Here is a 21,794-nt window from a genome sequence, read left to right as displayed (position 1 = left end):
GTATGCGCCCGGCATGGAGCACCCGGGCCGGATCGTGGTGGTCTCGGCGGACATCGGCGCCGGACACGACCGGGCCGCTGACGAGCTGGCGCAACGGCTGCGTGCGCGGGGCTTCGCGGTGGACCGGCTGAACCTTCTGCACCTGCTGCCCCGCCCGCTGCACCGGGCGGTGCGCGAGACGTACCGGGGGGTGCTGCACCGGCTCCCGTGGGGCTACCACGCGCTGTTCCGGCTGACCGGCAGCTCACCGACGGCCGTACGCGCGATCCGCGCGCTGCTGAGGCCGTTGCGCCGTCGCCTGCGCCGCCGCATCCCGTCCGACACCCGGGCCGTGGTCACCACCTATCCGTTCGCCAACCAGCTCCTCGGCCCGTTGCGGCGGCACGGGCGGCTCCGTGTCCCGGTGATCACCTACGTGACCGATTTCGTGGTGCACCCGACCTGGCTCGCGCCGGGCGTGGACGTGTACTGCGCGGTCCGCCACGCCGAGACGCGCCAGGCCGACGCCGCCGACGTCACGGTGGTGCAGCCGCTGGTGTCCCGCGCCTTCGCCCGGCCCGGCCCGGAGGACCGGCAGCGGGCCCGGCAGCGGTTCGGCCTGCCGGCCGACGGTGTGCTCGCGCTTGTCGTCGCGGGCTCCTGGGGCGCCGGCGAGGTGCCGGCGACGGTGGCCGAGGTCGCCGCGGCGGGTGTCCGCCCGGTGGTGGTGTGCGGGCACAACGCGGCGCTGCGCCGCCGGCTGCACGGCGCCGGCCGGTACGTGCTGGGCTGGGTCGACGACATGCCGGCACTGATGCGCGCCGTCGACGTGATGGTGGAGAACGCCGGCGGGCTGACCTGCCAGGAGGCGCTGGCGGCCGGGCTGCCGGTGGTCACGTACCGGCCCATCGCCGGTCACGGGCGTGCGAACGCCGCGATCCTGGCCCGCGCCGGCCTGAGCCGGTGGGCGGGCACACCGCAGCAGCTCGGGCCGGTGCTCGCGGCGGTGATCGGGACTTCACCGGTGGTCCCGTCCCACGACGACGTGTCCCAGGACCCGGCCGGTCTGGTCGCCGAGGCGGCTCGCCGGGCGCCGCCCGCGGGTTCGGCCGGCACGCGCCGCCCGTTGCTGGACCCGGTCGGCGACGCGGTCGCCGTACTCGCCGCGATGCTGCAGTCCACCGGCGGTCTGCGATGAGAGCGGCGACCCTGGCCCGGGCCGCCGCGCTCGCGCTGCCGGTGTTGCAGGTGGCGCCGTCGGTCACGGCGCTGCCCGCCGTGCGGCGGCGGTGGCTGCCCGGCCTGCACGGAATCGGGGCGCCCGACCGGGTCGCGCTGACCTTCGACGACGGCCCGGACCCGGAGTCCACCGGCCACGTCCTGGACGTGCTGGCGGCGCACCGGGTCCGTGCCACGTTCTTCGTGCTCGGCGCGATGCTGCGGCGCAACCCGGCGCTGGGCCGCCGGCTGGTCGACGACGGCCACGAGGTGGCCGTGCACGGCTGGACGCACGACAACCTGCTGCTGCGCGGCCCGGCCCGCACCGTCCGGGACCTGACCCGCGCGTACGACCTGGTCACGGACGTGACCGGCCGTGCGCCCCGGTTCCTGCGACCGCCGTACGGCGTGCTCACCGCCGCGGCGCTCACGGCCGCCCGGCGGCTGCGTCTGCGGCCGGTGCTGTGGAGCTGCTGGGGGCGGGACTGGACCGCCACGGCCACCGCCGACACGGTCGCGCGAACCGTCCTGTCCGGGCTGGAGGGAGGCGGCACGATCCTGCTGCACGACTCCTCCCGTACCGCCGCGCCGGGCGCCTGGCGGGCCGGTGTCGCCGCGCTTCCGCGCGTGCTGGCCGAGTGCCGTCGCCGCGGATGGCACGTCGGCCCGCTCAGCGGTCACGGGCTGCCCGCGCGCTGATCCGGGCACGGGCGGGGGAGCCTACCGCGTGGCCCCGGCGCCGGGGCCCGAATCCCGGAGCCGGTGACCCGTTCGGGTCGGCGTGGCTAGCGTCCGGGTCATGAGGACCTGGGGATCCTTCGTGGCGCTGGCCGCCGCCCTGCTGGTGCCGGTGTCGGCGACGCCCGCGGTGGCGGGCGTCCGCGCGCCCGTACGCCGGATGCCGGCCGCGCCGCCCTGCCCGAACGTGCCGCCCCCGTCGACCCGGCCGCCGCAGCCGCCGCCCGCGCCCGATCCGGCCGCGCGGGCCGTCGGCGGCGCGGCGCTGGACACCGCCGGGCTGGTCGTCCCGCCCGCGTCGACCGCGCCGCCGCCGGTCACCGCCACCTCCTGGGTGGTCGCCGACCTGGACAGCGGCGCGGTGCTCGGCGGCTGCGGGCCGCACGAGTACGCGGTGCCCGCGAGCGTGCAGAAGCTGCTGCTGGCGGCCACGATGCTGCCCCGGCTGGACCCGAACCGGGAGGTCACCGTGACCGCCGGGGATCTGGCCGTGGAACCGGGCAGCTCGGCGGTCGGGCTGGTCGAGGGCGGGCGGTACCGGATCGAGACGATCTGGCTGGGACTGCTGCTGCGTTCCGGCAACGAGGCGGCGAACGCGCTGGCCCGCCTCGGCGGCGGCCCGGACGGGCTGGCCGGCGGGGTGCGGGCGATGAACGAGGAGGCGCACCGGCTCGGCGCGCGGCAGACCCACGCGGTCACCCCGTCCGGGCTGGACGGTCCGGGCCAGTTCACCAGCGCGTACGACCTGGCGCTCATCGCGCGGGCGTGCTTCGCGAACCCGGCCTTCCGCCGGTACGCCGCCACCCGTACGGCGCAGATCCCGGCCCAGCCGGCGCTGCGCAAGAAGGCGTTCGCGATCTCCAACGACAACATGCTGCTGGACCAGTACCCGGGCGCGATCGGCGGCAAGACCGGCTTCACCGACCTGGCCCGGCACACCTACGTCGGCGCCGCCGAGCGCGGCGGGCGGCGGCTCGTGGTCACGCTGCTCGGCGCCGAGGTGACCAGCCAGCGGGGCTGGCAGCAGGGCGCCGCGCTGCTGGACTGGGGATTCGCGCAGCCTCGGGACGCCTCGGTCGGGCGGCTGGTCGAGCCGGGTGAGCTGGACCGGACCGCGCCACCGGCGGGCGGCGGGGCGTCGGCCCTGGCCGGGCACGCCGACCTGCGTGGCGGCGCGCCGGGCCCCGGCGCCGCGCCCAGCGCCGGTGTGACGGTGGCGGTGGGCGCGGTGCTGACGGCCGGGGGAGCGGTGCTGCTGGCACGGCGGCGCCGGCACGCCGCGGCGGCCGCCGCCACCATGTCGACCGGGCCGGTTCTGCGCGAGCCGAAATTCCGGAACAGGACTGAAAGCGGCGGTCCGGGTCAGCGGCAGGCGGGCGCCGCGGTGCTGTCGCGCACCACCAGTTCGGTGGCCAGTTCGACCCGGGGCGAGTCGATCTCCTCACCCTGGGCCAGCCGCAGCACGGTACGCGCGGCGAGCCGCCCCATCTCGACGAGGGGCTGGCGGACGGTGGTCAGCGGCGGTGAGGCCCACCGTGCCTCGGGCAGGTCGTCGAAGCCCACCACGCTCACGTCGTCGCAGACCCGCAGTCCGCGCCGGCGCACCGCCTCGTACACCCCGAACGCCATCTGGTCGCTCGCCGCGAAGATGGCCGTCGGCGGCTCGTCGAGGTCGAGCAGCGCGCCACCGGCGGTGAACCCGGAGGCGTGGTAGAAGTCGCCGGGCTGCACCAGCCGGTCGTCGGCGGCCACACCGGCAGCGGCCAGCGCGGCCCGGTAGCCGTCCAGCCGGGCCCGGCTGCACAGCAGGTGCGGCGGGCCGGCCACGAAACCGATCCGCCGGTGGCCGAGCTTGAGCAGGTGCTCGGTGGCGGCCAGGCCGCCGGTCCAGTTGGTGGCGCCGATCGCCGGCACGTCGGTGGCGGCCACGCCGGCGGCCGGGTCGACCACCACCACCGGCACGTTGAGGCGGCGCAACTGGGCCTGCACGGCCGGGCTCAGGTGCGAGGTCACCACGATCACGCCGTCGGACGCGCGGGCGCGCAGGTTGTGCAGCCACTGCCGGGTGGAGCTGGACTCGCGGTGGATCGCCGAGACGACGGTGCCCACCCCGGCGGCGTGACTGACGTCCTCCACGCCGCGGATGATCTCCACGGCCCAAGGGCTGTCCAGGTCGTTGAAGACCAGGTCGACCAGGTCCGCCCGGCGCACCGTACGGCTGCCCCGGCGCCGGTAGCCGTGGTGGCGCAGCAGCTCCTCGACCCGTTCCCGCGTGTCCGGCGCGACGTCGGACCGCCCGTTGAGCACGCGCGACACGGTCGGGACCGAGACGCCGGCCTCCCGTGCGATCGCGGTGATGGTCACCCTGCGTTCGTCGTCCGCGCTCACCCGTGTTCCCTTCGCCGGCTGCCGGAACCGACCGGTAGACCGTCCCGCCCCACGCACATCTTGCCGTACGCAGAGGGCTTGACGACAGGCCGGACCGGCCCTAGCGTTCGCACGAGTTGCGGAAACGTTCCGGAAATGCGCCAGTCATCTTCCGGCGGCTCGCCGTCCACCCCCGACGAACGACGAGGAAGACCGAGGCGTGCTCACCGACCTGACCGAGGCCGAACTCCGTACCTACCGCAGCGACCTGCACGAGCCTGCCGACTTCGACGCCTTTTGGGCTGACACTCTCGCACAGGCGCGCTCGTGCGGCGACCCCGTGACGGCGACCCCGCTGCCGACGCCGCTGACCGGTGTCGACGTCTTCGACGTGACCTTCCCCGGCTTCGCCGGACAGCCGATCCGTGCGTGGCTGCGGGCGCCGCGCGGCGCGTCCGGCCCGCTGCCCACGATCGTGCAGTACGTCGGGTACGGCGGCGGGCGCGGCCACGCGCTGGAGAACCTGCTCTGGTCCGCGGCCGGCTTCGCCCACCTCCAGATGGACACCCGTGGCCAGGGCTCGGGGTGGAGCCGGGGCGACACCCCGGACGTGGCCGCCGCCGGGCCGCAGGCGCCGGGCATGGCCACCCGGGGCATCGAGGACCCGAACAAGTACTACTACCGTCGTTTCCTCACCGACGCGGTCCGCGCCGTGGACGCCGCGCGTGAGCTGCCGGCAGTCGACCCGGACCGGATCGCCGTTCTCGGTCACAGCCAGGGCGGGGCCGCAGCGCTCGCGGCCGCCGCGCTGGCGCCGTCGGTACGCGCGGCGGTGGCGTACGTGCCGTTCCTCTGCGACATCCCGCGCGCGATCACGATCACCGACTCCGCGCCGTTCCGGGAGATCCGGGACTACCTCGCCGTGCACCGCGACCGCGAGGAGCAGACGCTGCGCACGCTCGGCTACGTCGACGGCGTCGCGTTCGCCCGCCGCGCCACCGCGCCGGCCCGGTTCTCCGTCGCGCTGATGGACGAGATCGTCCCGCCGTCCACGGTCTACGCCGCCTACCACGACTACCGGGGCGACAAGGACCTGACGGTGTGGCGGTTCAACGGCCACGAGGCGGGCGGCATCGACGACGACGCCGCCGCTGTGGACTTCCTGCGTACCGTGCTGGGCGGCTGACCACCGGTTCCGCCGATGCCGGCCCGCCCGGGCTGGTAGACACGGCGGATGGGCACCGGCATGCGCGCGACGGCGGGCCTGGCCGTGGCGACCGCGCTGCTCGCCGCCGCCTGCCAGCGGCCCGCGCCGTCGCCGTCGCCGTCCGCGCCGCCGTCCGCCACCCCGACCGGCCCGCGGGCCCCGGCGGACTTCGTGGACCTCAGCACCGTCGACCCCACCGTCCGCACCGACATCCGGTACGCGGGCTCGCACAACTTCGTCGGCCGTCCGATCGACGGGTACGCCGAACCACGCTGCCTGCTCACCCGCCCGGCGGCGCAGGCGCTGCACCGGGTGCAGACCGCCGCGCTCGCCGGCGGGCACAGCCTCAAGGTGTACGACTGCTACCGCCCGCAGCGCGCCGCCGACGACTTCGTCGCCTGGGCGAAACTCCCCGGCGAACAGCTGATGAAGGGCGAGTTCTACCCCGCCGTGCCGAAGGACCGGCTCTTCGCCGACGGGTACATCGGCGCGCCCACCGCGCACAGCCGGGGCAGCACCGTCGACCTGACCCTGGTCCCGGTCTCCGGGCCCCCGCAGGCCGGGTACACGCCCGGTCAGCCGCTGGTGCCCTGCACCGACGCGGCCGGGCGCCGCTTCGCCGACGACTCGATCGACATGGGCACCGGCTTCGACTGCTTCGACCCGCGTGCCCACACCGCCGACGCGCGGATCAGCGACACCGCCCGCAACAACAGGGACCTGCTGCGCCGGCTGATGTCCGCGCAGGGCTTCGAGAACTATCCGCTGGAGTGGTGGCACTACCGCTACGTCGACGAGCCGTACCCGGACACCTGGTTCGACTTCCCGGTGGCCGGTTCGTCGCTGCGGTGACGCGGTCGTTCCACCATGATCGATTGCGGCTAGGGTGGGCGTTCATGGAGACCGAACGGATCGGCCCGCCGCTGCTCGGCGGGGAGCGGGAGTCGCTGCGCGCGTTCCTCGACTTCCACCGGGCCACGCTCGCCCTCAAGTGCGAGGGGCTGACCGACGAGCAGTTGCGCCGGCAGGCGTCGCCGCCGTCCACGCTGTCCCTGCTCGGGCTGGTCCGGCACATGGCGGAGGTGGAGCGCACCTGGTTCCGCCGGGTCATCGCCGCCGAGGACGTGCCGCTGGTGTGGTCGGACACCGGTGACTTCCAGCAGGCGTACGACGCCCGCGACGCCGACGTGGCGGAGGCGTTCGAGGCGTGGCAGCGCGAGATCGAGCACGCCCGGCGCATCGAGCGGGAGGCCGCCTCGCTCGACGTGACAGGTCACCAGGCACGCTGGGGTGAGGACGTGTCGCTGCGCCTGGTCATGCTGCACATGCTGCACGAGTACGCCCGCCACAACGGGCACGCCGACCTGATCCGCGAGGCGATCGACGGCACCGTCGGCGTCTGAGTCCGGCCGCTCAGCGCGTGCGCAGCGGCAGCCAGGCCAGCACGTCGGAGATGCGTGCGTCCCAGTACGCCCAGTCGTGGTCCCCCGGACCGAAGTCGACGGTGACCGGCACGTCGCGCTTGCGGGCCGCGTCGAGGAACCGCACGTTGTCCTCGTACAGGAAGTCCTCGGTGCCGCACGCGACGTAGAGCGCCGGCCGGTCGTCGCCGGAGCGCTCCAGCAGCCCCACCGTGTCGTCGTCCGCCGGCACCGGGTCGTCGCCCCAGACCGTGTGCCACACCGCCGGGTCGACCGGGTGGGTCGGATGGTGGCGGCGGCGGGTCACGTCCAGCGCGCCGGACAGGCTGGCCGCCGCCGCGAACCGCTCCGGCCGGCGCAGCGCCCACTTGAGCGCGCCGTAGCCGCCCATCGACAGGCCCGCGACGAATGTGTCCTCCCGGCGGTCGGACAGCCGGAAGAACGACCGGCACACCTCGGGCAGCTCCTCGCTGAGGAACGTCCAGTAGCGGTTGCCGTGCGCCTCGTCGCAGTAGAAGCTGCGCTGCACCTGCGGCATCACCACGGCCAGCCCCAGCGGCGCCACGTACCGCTCGATCGACGTGCGGCGCGTCCACACCGTGTCGTCGTCGGTCAGCCCGTGCAGCAGGTAGAGCACCGGCGGGTCACCGTCCGCGCCGGAACCCGCCATGCCGATCCCGGCGGCGCCCGGGTCGGGCAGCAGCACCGTCATCGAGGTGCCCACGCCGAGCGCCTCGGAGAAGAAGTCACACCGGATGTGCGCCATGAGGCGGGAGCGTACCTCGCAGGGGTTCGATGAGGGCGTTCCTATTGCCCCCGGACGGTCGTACGGGACAGGATGGCCGTGCGTGCCGGTAACACACCCGTAACCTGCGCGCTGCTGGTCTCTGTCACAAGGAAGTGGGAGTCAGGCATGAGCGACGTGTCGGCCGCACTGGGTGTGCGCCTCTACCCGGACCTGGTCGAGCCGGGTGGTCTCGCCCCCGCGCTCGTGGCGACCGCCGCCGCGCACCAGCTCGACGTCGGCGCGGTCTCCGCGCCCGAGCAGGGGCGCAGCCGCTTCACCTGCGCCGAGATGACCTCCCCCCGGGGCGTGGTCTGCGTCAGCCTCGGCTCCCAGGCCCGCTACTTCATGATCGACCTGAGGGTGGACGGCGACGTCCAGGCCCGCGGCGACGCCACCGACCTGCTCCAGGTCGCGCAGGTGGCGGCCGCCTGGCGGGCGGGGATCACGCTCGCCGAGCTGACCGCGCGCTACCCGTTCATGGAGGAGATGCGGCGCCACCCGGTCGCGCAGGCCGGCTGAGGCCGGGCACCCTGGCCCGGCCCGATCCAGGTCGACCGCCGCTCCCGGACGCGCCGTGTCGATCTAGGGTGATGCGATGACCGCCAGGCGCGTGACGACAGTACTGTTCGACTTCGCGTGGACTCTGTTCGCCAGAGACTCGGAGCGCTGGGTGGGCAACGCGGCGGCATCGATCGACCGGACATTGGCTGTCGGCGAGGCGCACCGTATTGCCGGCGACTTCGCGGAACTGTTGCGGGAGACGGCCACGGATCCGGCCCACATCGCCCGAGATCTGGACCCGCGATTCTGGGATCGGGCGATCCTCGCTGTGCTGGAACAGATTCCTGGGGTGGACCAGGCGCTGGCATCGGCCATGCACGAAACACACGCCGAAGCAGTCGAGCCGTACGCCGACACCGTCGCCACCCTGTCCGCATTGCGTGACAGCGGTGTTCGCATCGGCGTCGTCAGCAACGTCGGCTGGGACATCCGCACATGCTTTGCGCGGCATGGACTCGACGGCTATGTCGATGCGTTCGTACTGTCCTACGAGGTCGGCTTCGTCAAACCGGACCCTCTGATCTGGGTCGCCGCCCTCGAAGCCCTCCATGCCGCACCGGGCCAGACCCTGATGGTCGGTGATCATCCCGCCGGCGACGGCGGATCGGTTGCCGCCGGCATACCGGCGCTGATCCTGCCAATGGTGGATTCGCCCGCGCAGAAACGCGGATTTGAATACGTGCTCAGGCTTGCCCAGGTTCCGTCCTGACGGGTCTTTCGCTGGTCACTCACGTGAAGCTCCTGGTAATCAGCGCGTGCGCGGAAAGGTTCAGTGCTGTCGCAAATTCGCGTTGCCGCCGGTGCGTGGCGGCCGTACGGTGAGCGGGCAACGTCGATCTGATCCACCAGGGGAGTCCACCGTGTCGCAGCAGAACCGCACCCGCGCCGAGCGGCAAGCGCCGCGCGCCGGTGCCCTGCTGCCCGAGCCGGGCACGGGCCGGGAACGGCAGTGGCAACCAGGGTGGTGGCGCGTCTAGCGCCGGCGCGACGATCCGCGCGAACCGCCCGCCCCGACACCGGAGCAGGGCGGTTCTCCGTTTCCGGGGTACCTATCTCCGACGGACACGAGCAAGGAGACGACGATGGGTTTCACCCCGCTGGCCGGTACCCGGGCGCCGGTCCGCGTCTGGACCGACCCGTACACGATCGAGGCGCAGGCGGCCCGGCAGCTGCGCAACATCGGCGCGCTGCCGTGGGTGCAGGGCGTCGCGGTGATGCCGGACGTGCACTTCGGCAAGGGCGCCACAGTCGGCTCGGTGATCGCGATGCGGCAGGCCGTGTCGCCGGCCGCGGTCGGCGTGGACATCGGCTGCGGCATGTCCGCGGTGCGGACCTCGCTGACCGCCGCCGACCTGCCCGACGACCTCGCGCCGCTGCGTTCGGCAATCGAGGCGGCGATCCCGGTCGGCTTCGCGATGCGCGACGACGCTGTCGATCCGCGGCGGGTCCGGGGCCTGGAGCAGGCCGGCTGGGACGAGTTCTGGCGGCGGTTCGCCACGCTGGACCGGAAGGTCGCCCAGCTCGAGACGCGGGCGCAGCGGCAGCTCGGCACGCTCGGCGGCGGCAACCACTTCATCGAGGTCTGCCTGGAGCAGGGTGGCCCGGACGACGGCCGGGTCTGGCTGATGCTGCACTCCGGTTCCCGCAACATCGGCAAGGAACTGGCCGAGCGGCACATGTCGGTGGCGCGCGGGCTGCCGCACAACACCGACCTGCCGGACCGGGACCTCGCGGTGTTCCTCGCCGGCACGTCGGAGATGGAGGCGTACCGGCGGGACCTGTGGTGGGCGCAGGAGTACGCCCGGCGTAACCGGGCGGTCATGCTCGCGCTGCTGAGCCAGGTGGTCCGGGAGGCGTTCCCGCACGTGCGCTACGACGAGCCGATCTCCTGCCACCACAACTACGTGGCGGAGGAGAGCTACGACGGGGTGGACGTGCTGGTGACCCGCAAGGGCGCGATCCGGGCCGGTAAGGGGGACCTGGGCATCATCCCCGGCTCGATGGGCACCGGGTCGTACATCGTGCGCGGCAAGGGCAACGTCGACGCGTACTGCTCGGCGTCGCACGGGGCCGGGCGGCGGATGTCGCGGGGGCAGGCGAAGCGCACGTACAGCACGGCGGATCTGGCCGCGCAGACCGCCGGTGTGGAGTGCCGTAAGGATGCCGGTGTGGTGGACGAGATTCCCGGCGCGTACAAGGACATCACCGAGGTGATGGCCCAGCAGGAGGACCTGGTCGAGGTGGTCGCCCACCTCAAGCAGGTCGTCTGCGTGAAGGGCTGAGCGGTAGGGCCGGCGTCGAGGGGGCGCCGGCCCTAACGGGTACGCCGGGCGACGCGTACGCCGATGGCTACCGCGCCGATGACGAGCAGCGCGGACAGGAGCTGGAGGCCGGGGGAGTCGTCGGCCTCCCCGTACACGAAGCCGGCGACGCCGAGCGCGACGGCGAGCACCGCCACGGCGGCGGCCAGGTGCCTCATCGCTCCTCCTCGTCGGGGACCCATTCGAGCAGGTCGCCGGGCTGGCAGTCGAGCACCCGGCACATGGCCTCCAGGGTGCTGAACCGGACGGCCTTGGCGCGGCCGTTCTTGAGCACGGCGACGTTGGCCGGGGTGAGCCCCACGCGCTCGGCGAACTCGCCGACGCTCATCTTGCGCTTGGCCAGCTCCACGTCGATGCGCACGACGATCGGCATCAGATCACCGCTTCCATGTCGGTGCGCAGCGTGGTGGCCTGGCGCAGCAGCGCGCGCAGCACAACCATCAGCAGCCCCAGCACGGTGACGCCGGTGACCAGCAGGAACAGCAGCAGCGGCAGCCCGGGGTCGTCGGCGTTGAAGCCCACATAGAGGAACACCCCGACGAGCACCACCCAGGCGGCGGCGACCGCCCAGACGATCCCGTCGACCCAGCGCAGGGACGCCTCGGTGAAGATGCGGTCGCGCTTGACCAGGGTGAGCAGGTGCCAGGTGCAGACGATCACCACCTGGACGCAGAGCACCCAGAAGACCGTGACCGCGGTGGCGGGCCATCGCAGGTACGCCATGTCCGGGTCTTCCCGGGCCATGTGGGCGAACTGGCCGGGCAGCGACATGGTCTGGAACAGCACCAGGACCGCGAACAGCAGGACCAGGAAGGCGCGGAGTGGTGTCACCGCGCGTTGCGCCGTAAGCATGCATCGACTATCGCGCGGAACCTATCGAAAGTCAATCGGTATCGCTCGCGCGGCGGGTGACGGCGTAGCGGACGTGCACGGCGTACCGCGAGTGGTGCACGGCGCAGATCTCCAGGTCGACGTCCCGGTCGAAGCCCTCGAAGAGCCGCTTCCCGCCGCCGAGCACCACCGGAGCCGTGGACAGGCCCAGCTCGTCGACCACGCCGGCGGCGAGCGCCTGCCGGATGACGGCGGCGCCCCCGCCGATGATCACCGCACCGTCCCCGGCCGTACGCCGGGCCGCCGCCAGCGCCGCGTCGAACCCGTCGACCATGAGGAAACCCGCGTCCGGATCTGGCTGGTCGGCGGTGCGGTGGGTGAGCACGACCAGGGGCGTCTGGAACGGGTTCCGGCCGCCCCAGGCGCCCGCGGCGTCGTACATGCCCCGGCCGCACAGCGCCGCGCCGGCACCCTCCAGCAGCTCGTCGAAGTACGCGCGGTCCTCGGCGGTCATGCCGGCGCCGGGTTCGCGTGGCGTGTCGTACGTCCACGGCCCGCCCATCACCCAGTAGTGCAGCCGCTCGCCGCCGGCACCGAGCCCCTGGCCCGCGTGGTCGTCCGGACCGGTGACGTAGCCGTCCAGGGACACGGTGACGAACGCCCGCACCCGGCCCCGCGCTTCGCTGGTGCTCATGCTTCCTCCCGGAGACTCGGAGAACACCGACTCACCGAAGACCGCGCACCGGCACCGGACTCATCGCCGTCCTCGGTCCGGCGTCAGCCGTACACCGGATGTTCGGCCTGGAACGCCAGCCGGCGGTCCGCGCCGGCGGCCAGCTCGGCGAGCACGTCGTCGAGGTCCAGGAACGTCTGCCAGCGCTCCTGGCCGGTGATGCCGGCGAGCCGGTCGACCACGAGTTGCTCCAGGTCGGCGACCCGGCGGCCCTTCCACACCTTGTCGGCCAGGCTGACCATCAGGTCCTCCAGCTGCACGCCGGGGGAGTGCCAGGCGGCGTGGGTGACGGCGAAGCGGGCCCGCTCCTCCGGCACGCCGAAGCGCAGCAGCAACTGGTAGCCCGCCTCCTCGTGCGCGGACCCCGGGCCGGTCAGCTCGGCCGGATGCTCGACCTTGCCGAGGTCGTGCACCGCGGCGCCGAACAGCACCGCCTGCCTGTCGAACGGCACCGTGGCGAACCGGTCGGCGAACGCGGCGGTCAGGTGCCAGGCGACGTCGTGCACCAGCCGCAGGTGCGCGCCGAGGCGCGGCGGGGCGGCGAGGGCGGCCAGCAGCTCGACCGCCACGCCGGGCAGCGCGAGCAGCGGCGGGTCACCCGGCTCGGTGAGGGCGCGGCGCAGGGCGTCGGAGGTCATCGGGGCGAGCGTACCGGGTCGCTGCGGCCTCACCAGCGGTGATGGACGAGCAGCCGAGCGTGAAGCGGCCGCTCGCCCGATTCCCGTCGATCGATCCACTCGGGAGGGTGAGGGCCACGTCTCTCACGGGGGTTGTCGAATGACAGCGTTGAATCGTCGTGCCCTGCTGCGTACCGCCGCGTTGACCGGGCTGGCCGCCGCGACCGGGCTGGCCGCCACGTCCCACGGCGCGGCCGCCGCCGAGCCGGTCAACGGGCCGTGGCTGGTCAGCGTCGGCTGGGGTGTGCTCCAGGTCGACCCGGGCCGCACCACGCCGCGGGAGCTGCTGCCGAACGGGGACCACGCCAAGACCTCGCCCGACGGCCGGTACGTGGCCTGGGTCAACACGGCCCGCTCCGGCGACGGCACGCTGGAGCCGTTCGTCGCGGTGTACGACCGGACCACCGGCCAGAAGCGCACGCTGCTCGCCGACCCGTTCGGCGTCCGCTACGGCGCGCCGACCTGGTCGCCGGACGGCACCGAGATCGCGCTGGTCACCGGGCAGGACAACGACCGCCTGATCGCCGTCGACGTGGCGACCGGTGCCACCCGGGTGCTGGTCGAGGGGCACACCATGGCCGACCCGGACTGGTCCCGGGACGGCTCCTCGATCGCCCTGCGGTGGCGCAGCCGTTCCGAGGGGCCGCAGCTGCGCGTGCTGGACCTGGCGACCGGCAGGGCGCGGCCGATCTACACACCGCTGGCCGGCGAGCGGTTCGGCTCGCCGGTCTTCATGCCCGACTCCGGGCGCGTGGTGTTCTGCACCGACCGCTGGTATCCGGACCTGGAGACGCTCAACCAGTCCCTCGCCTCGGTGCGGATCAACGGGACCGGGCTGAAGAAGCTCACCGACGAACCCCGGTTCTACCTGTCCCCGGTGTTCTCCCCGGACGGCCGCTACTGCGCCGCGCTGTCGATCCCGCCGGAGAACGAGTACCCCGACGGCGGCAACATCATCGTGTCCACCAGCGGTTTCGGCGAGCAGTGGTGGATACCCGGCGACGAGTACGACGACAGCACCCGGCTGGACTGGGCGCGGGCGATCTGACGTACCGGGCGCGCGCATCACGGACCGGATGCGCGCCGCCGGGCGTGACCGGTGCGAGGCTTGGAGCGGACGCCGCCGACGGGGCCGGCGTCCGCTCTGGAGGGGTGATGGCCGAGCCGCCGACCGGGACGTCGTCGCACCGCGCGCAGGCGCACGGCCGGCACGCCAACCACCGCCGCTACCACGACGGCGCGGAGGTCGACGGGTACGTCGACGACCCGTACCACAGGGTGCGCCGCGCGGTCGCGGCCCGGCTGGTGACCGAGGGGGTGACCGGCGGCGGGCCGGTGCTGGAACTGGGCTGCGGACCGCGCGGCATGCTCGACCCGGCGGCGCTGCCCGGCCCGCTCGTGCTCGCCGACATGGCCGAGGCGGCGCTGGGTGCGGCGCGCGCGGTGACCGGCGGCCGGGCGCTGCCGGTCTGCCTGGACGCCACCCGCGGGCTGCCGTTCCGCGCCGGCAGCTTCGCCGGGCTGCTCGCCGGGGAGCTGATCGAGCACGTGTACGACCCGCTGGCGCTGCTGCGGGAGTGTCACCGGGTGCTGGCGCCGGACGGGCTGCTGGTGCTCACCACCCCGAACCTGGCGCCGGTGCAGGACCGGCTGGCGTTCCTCGCCGGCCGCGCGCCACGCCAGGTCGACCCGCTGCACCCCTATCTGTGGCTGCACATCCGCCCGTTCACCGCCTCGCTGCTGCGCCGCACGCTGCGCCGGGCCGGGTTCACGCCGGTGGCCCTGCGCTCCAACGAGGTCGGCTGGCGGCTGCCCGGCGGGCGGTGGGTGGCGTCGCGGCGGCTGGCCCGCGCCGCGCCCGGGCTCGGCGGCTCGCTGATCTGCGCCGCCCGCCGGCAGCCGCCGCCGGCCGGAAACAGGGTGTGATGGTGACATTGACAGCGGGCTATCATGGAGGTTCCGTCGTCGACCGGGGGATGTCATGACGCGCCTGCTCGCCTGGGTCGTGACCAACCTCGACGCGTTCATCGGTCTCGTCCTGGCCCTCACGGTCGCCGTGCTCGGCCTGACCAACGACGCGGTCAGCCAGGAGGTCGTCAACAGCGCGATCCTGCTGGTGCTGGGCCTGCTCGCGCAGGCGGTGCTGCGGGACCGGCTGCGTCGGCGCACCACCGAGCGGGAGATCCGTCAGGTCATCGTGGACACCCGCGACCGGCTCACCGAACTGGTGCCGCAGATGCGGGAGATCACCGGCCCCGAGGGCGCGCTGAACCGGGCCCGCGAGGCCATCGACAGCGTCTCCATGGTGCGGGTGCTGCACGGCAGCGAGGTCGGGCAGGCGCTCGCCGAGGCCCGGCGGCACACCGACCAGTGGAGCTTCAAGGGCGGCACCGGCACCTTCCTGCGCGCGGTCACGCTGCCGGACTGCCTGGAACACGCCCGGCGGCGCAACGCCACGCTCACCGTCGCCATCGAGATCATCGACCCGACCGACGAGGAGGTCTGCGAGCGGTACGCGCGGTTCCGGCGCAGCCTCGACCCGGACGCGCCGGGCGAGCCGTGGACCGTCGACCGCACCCGCAAGGAGTCGTACGCGACGGTGCTGGCCGCCTGCTGGCACCTGCAACGCTCCGGCCTGCTCACTGTCGACGTGCGGCTCTCCGCGCAGATGACCACGTTCCGCTACGACCTCTCCTCCTCCTGCGTCGTCGTCACCCAGGAGAACCCGCAGACGCCCGCGCTGCGCATCGACCGCGGCGAGGTCTACTACAACCGTTTCAACATCGAGCTGGACTACAGCCGCCGGCAGAGCCGGCGCGTGCCGATCGAGGCGGCGGCCCAGGTCAAGCTCGACGACGAGCCGTCGGTCGAGCAGGTACGGCGGTTGTTCACCGCCCTCGGCCTGACGCTGCCCCGGTCCTTCGGCGACCGCGAGGTCGCCGACATCATCGGCAAGGCCGTCCAGGCGAGGAACCCCTACTCATGACCAGTTACGCCGACCTCGAACGGGAGATCGACCGGGGCACCCGGCCGGAGCTCCTACGCGGCTGGGCGCTGGACGTGCTCGACGACGTCGCCGAGGGGCGGCGGTCGCTGCGCGCGGTCCGGCACCCGCTCGGCTTCACCTGCCTGCCAGTGGAACGCGACGGCCCGGACGGCGTCTGCGTGCACGCCTGGCCCGCCGACCCGCCGCCGGTGCGCCCGACCACCTCCACCATGCACTCGCACAGCTGGGACCTGCTCAGCCACGTGCTGCACGGCACCGTCCGCAACGAGCTGATCGAGGTCGACGACGCGCCGGCCGACCCGGCCTGGCGGGTCTACGAGGTGCGCAGCCTCGGCGAGGTGGACGAGATGGCCGCCACCGACCGGCTGGTCACCGCGATGACCGCCACCGTGGAGACGCACTCGGCCGGCGACTCGTACGCGCTGCGCGCCGGCGGCTTCCACACCTCGGAGGTCGACGCCGGTGAGCCGGCGGTGACAGTGGCGCTCGGCCGGACCACTCCCGGCGCGTGCGACCTCAGCCTCGGCGCGGTGGACGGGCGCAGCCACCGGGTACGCCGGGACCGATGCGACGCGGTGGAGACCGCGCGGATGGCGCGGCAGATCGCGCGACTGGTGGCACGGGGCTGACTGGCTGGAGGAGCCATGGACGTGGAGCCGAGCAGAGGCGGGCCCGACCTGCGCGAGGCGCACCGGTTCGCGGTGGAGGCCGCCCAGGCGGCGGGCCGGCTGCTGCGCCGGGGCACCCGGGGGGAGGTGCGCGCCCGGGCCAAGAACGACACCGGCGACCTCGTCACCGACCTCGACCTGGCCGCCGAGCGGCTGATCGTCGACCGGATCCGGGCCCGCTGGCCGGAGCACGGCGTGATCGCCGAGGAGGGCGGCGAGTACGCCCCGGACACCGCCTTCGCCTGGCTGGTCGACCCGCTCGACGGCACCAACAACGTGGCGATCGGACTGCCCGCGTACGTGGTCGGGATCGCCCTGTGCGACAACGGCTCGCCGGTGCTCGGCGTGGTCCACGACCCGGTCGCCGGCCGTACCTGGTCGGCGGTGCGCGGCCGGGGCGCGTTCGTGCACCCCTCCGGCCCGGCCGCCCGTCCGCTGCGCGCCGCGCACCGGCCGGTGCCGGCCGCGCCGGTGCTGGCCTGGACCCAGGGGCACGAGGTACGCCGGGACGACAGCACCGCCCGGGCGCTGAAGGTGGTGCTCGACACCACCGCGCGGCGGGTGCTGCAACTGTGGGCGCCGCTGCTGTCCTGGGTGATGCTGGCCCGCGGCGACATCGACGGCATCGTCGGTTACCGCCCCGAGGCGGTCGACCTGCCCGCCGGGATGCTGCTGGCCGCCGAGGCCGGCATGGCGGTACGCGCGCTCGACGGCGGCACGTTCGACGACCGGTACGGCTGCCCGGCGGACCGGCGCAGTTTCGTGGCCGGGCCGCCGGAGACCATCGACCGGCTGGTCAAGCTGGTCACCGCGGCACAGTGGATCGAGCCGCAGGTGCGCCGCCTCACCCCGGTCAGTCTCGGCTCGGTCGGCTGGTGAGACGCGATCCGCTGCAGACGAACCTGCGCTACCCCGGCCTTCGGTCGGCCAGGAAGTCGGTCCAGGTCCGCACGCCCCTCGCCGCACCGGGCCGGGCGAGGTTCGCGCCGTCCCGGTACGCCCGGCCCGCCCGCCCGGGGATGCGGACCGGCAGGCGTGCCCGGCGCTTCCCGGTGGCCGCCAGGTAGCCGGTCAGCAGCTCGCCGATGCCGTGGGTGTCCGGCCCGGCCAGGTCCGGCACCAGCCCGGCCGGTGCGCCCAGCGTCAGCTCGGCCAGCCGCGCCGCCACCTCGGCGGCGTCGACCGGCTCCAGCCGCAGCCCGCCCGGCACCGGTGCCACCGGCAGCCGGGTCATCGCCGTCAGCATGGTCAGCACCAGGTCGTGCACCTGCGCGGCGCGCAGCACCGTCCACGGGACGCCGGAGTCCGTCACCGCGCGCTCGGCGTCGAGCTTGGACCGGATCCAGGCCAGCGGCACCCGGTCGGCGCCGGTCACGGAGATCTGCACCAGGTGCGCCACACCGGCCCGGTGCGCGGCGCGGGCCAGGTGGGCGGTGGCGCGGTCGTCGCCCTTCGCGCCGCCGGCCAGGTGCAGCACCGTGGACACCCCGCGCAGCGCGGGGCCGAGGTCGGCGCCGGTGAGCAGGTCGGCGGTCACGTGGGTGACGCCGTCGCCGGACCGTCCGCCGCGTCGGCTGAGCACCCGCACCGGATGCCCGGCGGCGCGCAGCAGCGGTACGACGTGCCGGCCGATCGTGCCGGTGCCGCCGGTGACCAGGATCTGTGGGTTCATCGTCTTTCCCTCCGTCGCCTGTGCTGCCACGTCGACCCGCGCCGACCCGTCGACGTGACAGGTGTGACGGTGGTCACCTCCGGTCACCTCGGCCGGTTGTGGCGGGTCGGGACGACGTGCGGGAGAGGGAGGCTCAGGTGATGGACCACGGGCTGGCGGAGCGGTTCGAGCGGGAGCGGCCGCGTCTGCGCGCTGTCGCGTACCGGCTGCTCGGCTCGCTCACCGACGCCGAGGACGCGGTGCAGGAGACCTGGCTGCGGCTGGCCCGTACCGACCCGGCCACCGTGGACAACCTGGATGCCTGGCTCACCACAGTGGTCGCCCGGGCCAGCCTCAACGCGCTGCGGTCCCGCGCCGCCCGCCGGGAGGACCCCCTCGACGTACGCCTGCCCGACCCGGTGGTGGACGCCGACGACCCGGCGCATGCCGCGGTGCTCGCCGACTCGGTGGGGCTGGCGTTGCTCGTGGTGCTGGACACGCTGAGCCCGGCCGAGCGGCTCGCGTTCGTGCTGCACGACATGTTCGGGGTGCCGTTCGACGAGATCGGTCCGCTCGTCGACCGCTCACCGGCGGCGGCCCGGCAGCTCGCCAGCCGGGCCCGCCGCCGGGTACGCGGACAGGCGCCCACCCCCGATCCCGACCTCACCCGGCAGCGGGCGGTGGTCGACGCCTTCCTCGCCGCCGCCCGCGACGGCGACCTCGACGCGCTGATCGCGGTGCTGCACCCGGACGTGGTGCTGCGCTCCGACGCGGGGACCGCCCGCGCCCGCCACACGGTCGTGCTCACCGGCGCGACGACGGTGGCCGCGCAGGCCACCACGTTCGGGCGGCTGTTCCCGCACGCCCGGCCGGTGCTGGTCAACGGCGCCGCCGGGGTGCTGGTGAGCGCCGGGGACCGCCCGCTGTCGGTGATGGCGTTCACCGTCACCGGCGGACGGATCGCCGCCGTGGACGTGATCGCCGATCCGCGCCGGCTGGCCGCGCTCGGCCTCACCGGCTGACTCGGAGCCCGCTCGGTCGGCCGGGACCAGGTCGGCTCAGTCGACCAGGGCCAGGTTGGCCATGTCGACCACCGGCCGGAAACCGAGGCCGGCGTAGAGCCGGTTCGACACCGGGTTGGCCTGGTCGGTGAACAGGCACACCCGCGCGCCCTCGGCCGTGAGCAGCCGGCTGACCTCGGCGACCGCGTTGCCGGCCCAGCCGCGTCCGCGCTGCTCGGGTGGCGTGTAGACCGGACCGACCCGGGCCACGCCGAACGACGGCGGGTTGGCGGCGGTCAGGTGCACCGGAGCGCCCGACCCGTCGGTCCAGAACCAGACCCGGCCGTCCCGGATGCGGCGCAGCAGATCGGCGCGGTCGGGCGTCTCGTGGGCGCTCGTGCCGCGCGGGCGGCCCGCCTGCTCGTCGGCGTCGGCCATGAACGCGGCGAACCACGCGGCGACCAGGTCGACCTCGTCGGCGGTGGCCGTCCGCAACGCGCCCGGCGCCGGCGCGGGCGGCGTGAGCTGGTCGAGCACGTGCAGCCGGGTGTGCTGGGCGACAGCGACCCGGCCGCCGTCGAGCCGGGCGACCTCCTCGGCGCAGGCGCGCGCGGCGGGCAGCGCGCCGTTCACCGCGCGGACGCGCTCGCCGCGCCGGTGCCACGCGCGGGCCAGCGCCTCGGCGGCCTCCGGCGGCATCGGCAGCAGGAACGCCGGTCGCGGCGGGAACGGCGCGGTACGCATCGCGGCGCCCACCACCGCCCCGGAGGCGTCCCGCACCACCAGCCACCAGTCGTCCTCGGGCAGCGTCACGCCCTCGGCCCGGCGGGCCGCCATCCGGCGCGTGACGCTGGCGACGACGGTGCTCACCACCGGGTCGGCGGCCAGGTACGCCCCGGCGGCGGCGAGGAACTCCTCCGGGTCGGCGTAGAAGCGCAGGGTGGGATCGGCGGTCATGCGGGCACGGTAGCCACTGCCCGCGGCCGGGCCGTAGCGGTTTTCCCGCCCCGGCTCAGGGTGCGATGCGCAGTCGGCGGATGCGGGTGTCGTCGTACTCCTCGAACCGGAACCGCAGCCCGGCGAACGGGCTGCCGGGGAAGTCACCGCTGATCGTGGCGGTCACGACCGTCCCGGCGGGTGTCTGCTCGACGTCGGTGATCTCGTACGACACCAGCGGCGTGCCGTCGCGCCAGGCGCGGATCTCCCCGATCCCGCGGTGGGTGCGGCCCTCGTCCTCGACCACCGCGTCGTCGGCGAACAACGCGAGCCAGGGCTCCTTGTCGGCCTGGCCGGCGAGCGCGAAGTAGCGGCGGACGATCTCGGGCGGGTTGCTCATGGACGCGATGCTAGGCGCCGGGACCGACAAGAAGCGCCGTGACGGTGGCGGTGGTGGCGAGCACGGCCAGCGCGGCGCTGGTGGCCACGAACCGGCCCAGCGGCACGGCCACCCCGGCGGCCCGGCAGCGCTCGTACCAGATCAGTGTCGCCAGCGACGCCCACGGCGTGGCCAGCGGGCCCACGTTCGTGCCGATCAGCAGCGCCAGCAACTGGGTGTGCCGGTCGGCCGCGATCACCGCCTCGCCGGCCAGGTACGCGGGCAGGTTGTTCACCGCGTTGCTGAACAGCGCGCCGACCGCGCCCGCCCGCAGCGCGCCCTCAGCGCCCGGGTCGGTGCCGATGAGCGTGCCCATCACGGAGTCCAGGCCGTACCGGCCGATGGTCTGCACCACCAGGAACAGCCCGGTCACGAAGACCAGCAGCCGCCACGGCACCAGCGCGAGCCGCAACCGGTGCCGGGCCCGTACCGCGAAGCCGGCGACCAGGATCGCGGCGGCCACCCCGGAGGCGACGCCGATCTCCACCCCGGCGAGGATCCCGGCGACGAACAGCAGGCAGGCGGCGAGCGCGGTGCGGTAGAGCACCCGGTCCGGCGGCACGTACGGCGGCGGCGGGTCGAACGGGTCGGCCCCGGCGCGCGCCGGACGCCAGTACCACCACCACAGCAGCAGCGCGGTCACCGCCACGGCGACCAGCTGCGGCCACCACATCCGCGCCGCCCACGGCACCGGGTCCAGGTCGACCCGGTCGCTGGCCAGGATGTTCGTCAGGTTGGACACCGGCAGCAGCAGGCTGGCCGTGTTCGCCAGCCACACGGTGGTCATGGCCAGCGGCGTCGGCGGCACGTTCAGCGCCCGGGCCAGCGCGATCATCACCGGCGTGAGCAGCACCGCCGTGGTGTCCAGGTTGAGCGCGATGGTGGTCACCGAGGCGAAGCCGACGCAGAGCCAGAACAGGGCCCGGAAACTGCCCCGCGCGGTCACCGCCACCCGGGTCGCGAGCGCGTCGAACACCCCGGCCACAGCGGTCAGCTCGGCCAGCACCACCACCGTGCCGAGGAAGATCAGGATCGGGATGATCCGCCGCATCGTGCCCTCGGCGTCGGCGCGCGGCAGCAGCCCGGTGAGCACGCACACCAGCCCGACCGCGGCCAGGCCGATCGCGATCCAGTCCAGCACGTGCAGGCGGCCCCAGCGGGAACGGTCGGGCACGGCGTTCGGCGGATCGCCGGGGGTCTCCACGAGTGATGATCCTCGCACATGCGGGCGTGGCGGCAGGAGCCCGACGCG

25 protein-coding genes and 1 pseudogene are annotated in these 21,794 nt (G+C 74.3%); 15 read left to right on the top strand and 11 right to left on the bottom strand.

Annotated elements, in window-relative coordinates; translation table 11 throughout:
- Positions 1-13 precede the first annotated feature (13 nt).
- From J3R08_RS17555 to J3R08_RS17545, 3 genes and pseudogenes are all read left to right on the top strand, one after another.
- Entirely contained in the window at positions 14-1,177 is a 1,164-nt protein-coding gene (locus tag J3R08_RS17555; RefSeq protein WP_064445817.1) for a glycosyltransferase, read from the top strand.
- Complete coding sequence (locus J3R08_RS17550) at positions 1,174-1,896, top strand: polysaccharide deacetylase family protein (RefSeq protein WP_069088599.1); 723 nt, start codon at positions 1,174-1,176, stop codon at positions 1,894-1,896. The genes J3R08_RS17555 and J3R08_RS17550 overlap by 4 nt, the downstream gene beginning before the upstream one ends.
- Before the next feature lie 100 nt (positions 1,897-1,996).
- Positions 1,997-3,211 (top strand): annotated as a pseudogene (locus J3R08_RS17545) (D-alanyl-D-alanine carboxypeptidase family protein); the annotation flags it as partial.
- 86 nt (positions 3,212-3,297) lie between these two features.
- Here the strand turns inward: J3R08_RS17545 and J3R08_RS17540 are convergent.
- The gene (locus tag J3R08_RS17540; protein WP_043323734.1) at positions 3,298-4,323 is read right to left on the bottom strand and encodes a LacI family DNA-binding transcriptional regulator; all 1,026 of its coding nucleotides are present in this window, start codon (positions 4,321-4,323) and stop codon (positions 3,298-3,300) included.
- A gap of 199 nt (positions 4,324-4,522) precedes the next feature.
- On the opposite strand from J3R08_RS17540, the gene J3R08_RS17535 reads away from it, so the two are divergent.
- Genes J3R08_RS17535 through J3R08_RS17525 form a run of 3 tightly spaced genes read left to right on the top strand, consistent with a single transcriptional unit; the run spans position 4,523 to position 6,912 of the window.
- Positions 4,523-5,488, top strand: coding sequence for an acetylxylan esterase (locus J3R08_RS17535; protein ID WP_069088601.1), 966 nt, complete (start codon positions 4,523-4,525; stop codon positions 5,486-5,488).
- A gap of 60 nt (positions 5,489-5,548) precedes the next feature.
- On the top strand, positions 5,549-6,361 hold the full coding sequence (locus tag J3R08_RS17530) for a M15 family metallopeptidase (protein ID WP_209964280.1): 813 nt from the start codon (positions 5,549-5,551) through the stop codon (positions 6,359-6,361).
- Between the two features lie 44 nt (positions 6,362-6,405).
- On the top strand, positions 6,406-6,912 hold the full coding sequence (locus J3R08_RS17525; protein ID WP_043323738.1) for a DinB family protein: 507 nt from the start codon (positions 6,406-6,408) through the stop codon (positions 6,910-6,912).
- 10 nt (positions 6,913-6,922) lie between these two features.
- On the opposite strand, the gene J3R08_RS17520 is transcribed toward J3R08_RS17525, so the two are convergent.
- On the bottom strand, positions 6,923-7,696 hold the full coding sequence (locus J3R08_RS17520) for an alpha/beta hydrolase family protein (protein WP_043323740.1): 774 nt from the start codon (positions 7,694-7,696) through the stop codon (positions 6,923-6,925).
- Positions 7,697-7,843: 147 nt separating this feature from the next.
- On the opposite strand from J3R08_RS17520, the gene J3R08_RS17515 reads away from it, so the two are divergent.
- The 3 genes from J3R08_RS17515 to J3R08_RS17505 all read left to right on the top strand — a co-directional run bounded on the left by J3R08_RS17515 (position 7,844) and on the right by J3R08_RS17505 (position 10,560).
- On the top strand, positions 7,844-8,236 hold the full coding sequence (locus tag J3R08_RS17515) for a hypothetical protein (protein ID WP_043323741.1): 393 nt from the start codon (positions 7,844-7,846) through the stop codon (positions 8,234-8,236).
- A gap of 76 nt (positions 8,237-8,312) precedes the next feature.
- On the top strand, positions 8,313-8,987 hold the full coding sequence (locus J3R08_RS17510) for an HAD family hydrolase (RefSeq protein WP_166455879.1): 675 nt from the start codon (positions 8,313-8,315) through the stop codon (positions 8,985-8,987).
- Positions 8,988-9,360: 373 nt separating this feature from the next.
- Positions 9,361-10,560, top strand: coding sequence for an RtcB family protein (locus tag J3R08_RS17505; protein ID WP_209962046.1), 1,200 nt, complete (start codon positions 9,361-9,363; stop codon positions 10,558-10,560).
- A 32-nt stretch (positions 10,561-10,592) separates the two neighbouring features.
- Here J3R08_RS17505 and J3R08_RS17500 read toward each other — a convergent pair whose 3' ends face one another.
- The 5 genes from J3R08_RS17500 to J3R08_RS17480 all read right to left on the bottom strand — a co-directional run bounded on the left by J3R08_RS17500 (position 10,593) and on the right by J3R08_RS17480 (position 12,801).
- Positions 10,593-10,757 (bottom strand): hypothetical protein, encoded by a 165-nt coding sequence (locus J3R08_RS17500; protein ID WP_209962045.1) that lies wholly within the window; start codon positions 10,755-10,757, stop codon positions 10,593-10,595.
- Positions 10,754-10,972 (bottom strand): helix-turn-helix transcriptional regulator, encoded by a 219-nt coding sequence (locus J3R08_RS17495; protein ID WP_030499989.1) that lies wholly within the window; start codon positions 10,970-10,972, stop codon positions 10,754-10,756. The genes J3R08_RS17500 and J3R08_RS17495 overlap by 4 nt, the downstream gene beginning before the upstream one ends.
- Positions 10,972-11,451, bottom strand: coding sequence for a DUF2975 domain-containing protein (locus J3R08_RS17490; protein WP_064445824.1), 480 nt, complete (start codon positions 11,449-11,451; stop codon positions 10,972-10,974). The genes J3R08_RS17495 and J3R08_RS17490 overlap by 1 nt, the downstream gene beginning before the upstream one ends.
- A 31-nt stretch (positions 11,452-11,482) precedes the next feature.
- Positions 11,483-12,124, bottom strand: coding sequence for a dihydrofolate reductase family protein (locus J3R08_RS17485; RefSeq protein WP_064445825.1), 642 nt, complete (start codon positions 12,122-12,124; stop codon positions 11,483-11,485).
- Positions 12,125-12,207: 83 nt separating this feature from the next.
- Positions 12,208-12,801, bottom strand: coding sequence for an HD domain-containing protein (locus tag J3R08_RS17480; protein WP_209962043.1), 594 nt, complete (start codon positions 12,799-12,801; stop codon positions 12,208-12,210).
- 139 nt (positions 12,802-12,940) lie between these two features.
- On the opposite strand from J3R08_RS17480, the gene J3R08_RS17475 reads away from it, so the two are divergent.
- From J3R08_RS17475 to J3R08_RS17455, 5 genes are all read left to right on the top strand, one after another.
- Positions 12,941-13,888: an LpqB family beta-propeller domain-containing protein gene (locus J3R08_RS17475; protein WP_166455877.1), complete on the top strand. Its 948-nt coding sequence runs from the start codon at positions 12,941-12,943 to the stop codon at positions 13,886-13,888.
- Positions 13,889-13,995: 107 nt separating this feature from the next.
- Positions 13,996-14,766 (top strand): class I SAM-dependent methyltransferase, encoded by a 771-nt coding sequence (locus J3R08_RS17470; RefSeq protein ID WP_064445828.1) that lies wholly within the window; start codon positions 13,996-13,998, stop codon positions 14,764-14,766.
- Positions 14,767-14,821: 55 nt separating this feature from the next.
- Entirely contained in the window at positions 14,822-15,826 is a 1,005-nt protein-coding gene (locus tag J3R08_RS17465; protein WP_064445829.1) for a hypothetical protein, read from the top strand.
- Positions 15,823-16,476 carry a hypothetical protein gene (locus J3R08_RS17460; RefSeq protein WP_064445830.1) on the top strand — a complete coding sequence of 218 codons (654 nt, stop codon included), beginning with the start codon at positions 15,823-15,825 and terminating at the stop codon, positions 16,474-16,476. Before J3R08_RS17465 ends, J3R08_RS17460 begins: the two co-directional genes overlap by 4 nt.
- Before the next feature lie 15 nt (positions 16,477-16,491).
- Positions 16,492-17,394, top strand: a complete 903-nt coding sequence (locus J3R08_RS17455) for an inositol monophosphatase family protein (RefSeq protein ID WP_064445831.1) — start codon at positions 16,492-16,494, stop codon at positions 17,392-17,394.
- Positions 17,395-17,422: 28 nt separating this feature from the next.
- Here the strand turns inward: J3R08_RS17455 and J3R08_RS17450 are convergent, their stop codons facing one another.
- Positions 17,423-18,187, bottom strand: coding sequence for an SDR family oxidoreductase (locus J3R08_RS17450; RefSeq protein ID WP_069088605.1), 765 nt, complete (start codon positions 18,185-18,187; stop codon positions 17,423-17,425).
- 140 nt (positions 18,188-18,327) lie between these two features.
- Between J3R08_RS17450 and sigJ the strand changes: the two genes are divergently transcribed.
- Complete coding sequence (gene sigJ / locus J3R08_RS17445; protein WP_209964277.1) at positions 18,328-19,188, top strand: RNA polymerase sigma factor SigJ; 861 nt, start codon at positions 18,328-18,330, stop codon at positions 19,186-19,188.
- A 36-nt stretch (positions 19,189-19,224) separates the two neighbouring features.
- On the opposite strand, the gene J3R08_RS17440 is transcribed toward sigJ, so the two are convergent.
- Genes J3R08_RS17440 through J3R08_RS17430 form a run of 3 tightly spaced genes read right to left on the bottom strand, consistent with a single transcriptional unit; the run spans position 19,225 to position 21,746 of the window.
- Positions 19,225-20,124: a GNAT family N-acetyltransferase gene (locus J3R08_RS17440; RefSeq protein WP_209962042.1), complete on the bottom strand. Its 900-nt coding sequence runs from the start codon at positions 20,122-20,124 to the stop codon at positions 19,225-19,227.
- Between the two features lie 55 nt (positions 20,125-20,179).
- Positions 20,180-20,503, bottom strand: a complete 324-nt coding sequence (locus J3R08_RS17435) for a nuclear transport factor 2 family protein (protein WP_043323765.1) — start codon at positions 20,501-20,503, stop codon at positions 20,180-20,182.
- Between the two features lie 10 nt (positions 20,504-20,513).
- Positions 20,514-21,746 (bottom strand): SLC13 family permease, encoded by a 1,233-nt coding sequence (locus tag J3R08_RS17430; RefSeq protein ID WP_043323767.1) that lies wholly within the window; start codon positions 21,744-21,746, stop codon positions 20,514-20,516.
- Positions 21,747-21,794: the final 48 nt, after the last annotated feature.

The organism is Micromonospora sp. HB375 (genome assembly GCF_017872985.1).
In the GTDB taxonomy this organism is placed as follows: Bacteria; Actinomycetota; Actinomycetes; order Mycobacteriales; family Micromonosporaceae; genus Micromonospora; species Micromonospora chalcea.
The sequence above is the reverse complement of the archived record's forward strand: the minus strand, read 5'-3'. Positions and strand labels throughout refer to the sequence as shown.

Bases quoted from the DNA above. Each gene is read 5' to 3' on its own strand.
- J3R08_RS17555 (WP_064445817.1), top strand. From the start codon at position 14: ATGGAGCACCCGGGCCGGATCGTGGTGGTCTCGGCGGACATCGGCGCC.
- J3R08_RS17550 (WP_069088599.1), top strand. From the start codon at position 1,174: ATGAGAGCGGCGACCCTGGCCCGGGCCGCCGCGCTCGCGCTGCCGGTG.
- J3R08_RS17530 (WP_209964280.1), top strand. From the start codon at position 5,549: ATGCGCGCGACGGCGGGCCTGGCCGTGGCGACCGCGCTGCTCGCCGCC.
- J3R08_RS17525 (WP_043323738.1), top strand. From the start codon at position 6,406: ATGGAGACCGAACGGATCGGCCCGCCGCTGCTCGGCGGGGAGCGGGAG.
- J3R08_RS17520 (WP_043323740.1), bottom strand. From the start codon at position 7,696: ATGGCGCACATCCGGTGTGACTTCTTCTCCGAGGCGCTCGGCGTGGGC.
- J3R08_RS17515 (WP_043323741.1), top strand. From the start codon at position 7,844: ATGAGCGACGTGTCGGCCGCACTGGGTGTGCGCCTCTACCCGGACCTG.
- J3R08_RS17510 (WP_166455879.1), top strand. From the start codon at position 8,313: ATGACCGCCAGGCGCGTGACGACAGTACTGTTCGACTTCGCGTGGACT.
- J3R08_RS17505 (WP_209962046.1), top strand. From the start codon at position 9,361: ATGGGTTTCACCCCGCTGGCCGGTACCCGGGCGCCGGTCCGCGTCTGG.
- J3R08_RS17500 (WP_209962045.1), bottom strand. From the start codon at position 10,757: ATGAGGCACCTGGCCGCCGCCGTGGCGGTGCTCGCCGTCGCGCTCGGC.
- J3R08_RS17495 (WP_030499989.1), bottom strand. From the start codon at position 10,972: ATGCCGATCGTCGTGCGCATCGACGTGGAGCTGGCCAAGCGCAAGATG.
- J3R08_RS17490 (WP_064445824.1), bottom strand. From the start codon at position 11,451: ATGCTTACGGCGCAACGCGCGGTGACACCACTCCGCGCCTTCCTGGTC.
- J3R08_RS17485 (WP_064445825.1), bottom strand. From the start codon at position 12,124: ATGAGCACCAGCGAAGCGCGGGGCCGGGTGCGGGCGTTCGTCACCGTG.
- J3R08_RS17480 (WP_209962043.1), bottom strand. From the start codon at position 12,801: ATGACCTCCGACGCCCTGCGCCGCGCCCTCACCGAGCCGGGTGACCCG.
- J3R08_RS17475 (WP_166455877.1), top strand. From the start codon at position 12,941: ATGACAGCGTTGAATCGTCGTGCCCTGCTGCGTACCGCCGCGTTGACC.
- J3R08_RS17470 (WP_064445828.1), top strand. From the start codon at position 13,996: ATGGCCGAGCCGCCGACCGGGACGTCGTCGCACCGCGCGCAGGCGCAC.
- J3R08_RS17465 (WP_064445829.1), top strand. From the start codon at position 14,822: ATGACGCGCCTGCTCGCCTGGGTCGTGACCAACCTCGACGCGTTCATC.
- J3R08_RS17460 (WP_064445830.1), top strand. From the start codon at position 15,823: ATGACCAGTTACGCCGACCTCGAACGGGAGATCGACCGGGGCACCCGG.
- J3R08_RS17455 (WP_064445831.1), top strand. From the start codon at position 16,492: ATGGACGTGGAGCCGAGCAGAGGCGGGCCCGACCTGCGCGAGGCGCAC.
- J3R08_RS17450 (WP_069088605.1), bottom strand. From the start codon at position 18,187: ATGAACCCACAGATCCTGGTCACCGGCGGCACCGGCACGATCGGCCGG.
- sigJ (WP_209964277.1), top strand. From the start codon at position 18,328: ATGGACCACGGGCTGGCGGAGCGGTTCGAGCGGGAGCGGCCGCGTCTG.
- J3R08_RS17440 (WP_209962042.1), bottom strand. From the start codon at position 20,124: ATGACCGCCGATCCCACCCTGCGCTTCTACGCCGACCCGGAGGAGTTC.
- J3R08_RS17435 (WP_043323765.1), bottom strand. From the start codon at position 20,503: ATGAGCAACCCGCCCGAGATCGTCCGCCGCTACTTCGCGCTCGCCGGC.